Annotated in this window: 1 protein-coding gene; it reads left to right on the forward strand. The window is 49.9% G+C overall.

Annotation, left to right across the window (positions count from 1 at the left end; genetic code table 11):
- Nucleotides 1–1,680: Ig-like domain-containing protein (locus NG99_RS29500; RefSeq protein WP_034898850.1), on the forward strand; the 1,680-nt coding region annotated here is incomplete at its 5' end.
- Between the last annotated feature and the right edge of the window lie 2 nt (nucleotides 1,681–1,682).

The following is a 1,682-nucleotide window of genomic DNA, read 5'->3' on the forward strand; positions in this document are numbered from 1 at the left end:
CAACCAGAACCACAACCAGAACCAGAACCAGAACCTAAACCGGAATTCAGCCTGAACATTATCGATAATGTTGGTTCGGAAACTGGGGTGTTGTCCAACGGGGCAATCACTGATGATAACCATCCGGTCATCAAGGGTTCGGCGCCAGTGAGCAGTTGGGTGTCAATTTATGATAACGGACGCTGGCTGGCTGATATCCGGGTTGATGCTTCCGGCGAATGGTCTTTTCAGCACTGGTCAATATTGTCGGAAGGTGAGCATATTCTCAGTGGTAAAGTCACATTGGGAAGTGGTGAAACTTACACGTTGCCGCCGGTTAACATCACCGTAAATGCTATTCCTGAACTTGAACTTAAGGTAACTGACAATGTTGGTGCTGAAACCGGCTTGTTATTACATAACGGTGTCACCACGGATGACGCGCGTCCAACATTTAGTGGTAAAGGTGAGCCGGGCAGCTGGGTCAGCATAGAAAAAGTGCTGAACAAGTCATGGACTATTCCATTAAGCAAGGTACAAGTTGATAGCAATGGCAACTGGTCCGTTACGCTGGATAAAGATCTGGCTGAAGGATTTAATCAACTGATTGTTAAAACAACGAAAGGGGATGCGGTCGTTGAACTAAACGTGGACACCAGTAGCGTGGTGCCGGAAATGAGTCTTCTTGTTACTGATAACGTTGGTGCTGAAATTGGCACCTTGGCACAGGGGGCGACTACCGACGATAATCGCCCTGTGTTCAGCGGGACGGCCCCGGCTGGCAGTTGGGTGTCACTTTATGACAACGGAATGTTAATGACGAATGTTCAAGCTGACAATTCGGGCCATTGGCTGTATAAACATTGGTCAGCTCTGTCAGAGGGTGAGCATATTTTAAGCGGTCTCGTGAAGCTGGCTAATGGTCACACTCACGATATGCCATCGGTAAACATTATCGTTGACGCTATTCCTGAATTTGATCTGCAGGTAACTGACAACGTTGGTGAGCAAACCGGGAGGCTTCACCACGGCGATACTACAGATGACGCGCGCCCGACGCTGAGTGGTAAAGGCGAGCCTGGGAGCTGGGTCAGTATAGAAAACGTGCTGAACCACGCAATGATGACGTCATTGGGCAAGGTTCAGGTTGATGGTGATGGCAACTGGGTCTTTAGGTTGGACAAGGATCTGCCTGAGGGGGTTAATCAACTGCTCGTTAAAACGACGAAGGGAAACGCAAACTTTGAGCTTATCGTCGACACTCGCAATGCGGTTCCACAGCCAGAGCCAGAGCCGCAGCCAGAGCCGCAGCCAGAACCACAGCCAGAACCACAGCCAGAACCACAGCCAGAACCACAGCCGCAGCCAGAACCCGAACCACAGCCAATCTTTACCGTAACGGACAAGGTTGGTAAAGACACCGGGATCTTACATAATGGCGACACGACTGATGATGCTCGTCCCACTCTGAGTGGTAAAGGTGAGCCGGGCAGCCTGGTCATCATAGAAAGAGTGTTGAACCAGTGGTGGAACACTCCATTAGGCAGGGTTGAAATTGACCATGACGGCAACTGGTCCTTCACATTGGATACCGCTTTGCCTGAAGGGGTTAATCAACTGGTCGTCAAAACGACTCGGGGTGAAGCGACCTTTGAACTTAACGTTGACACCAGCAATGTTATACCTGTAGTGGTTGAATAATC

It is taken from the genome of Erwinia typographi (assembly GCF_000773975.1).
Taxonomy (GTDB): Bacteria; Pseudomonadota; Gammaproteobacteria; order Enterobacterales; family Enterobacteriaceae; genus Erwinia; species Erwinia typographi.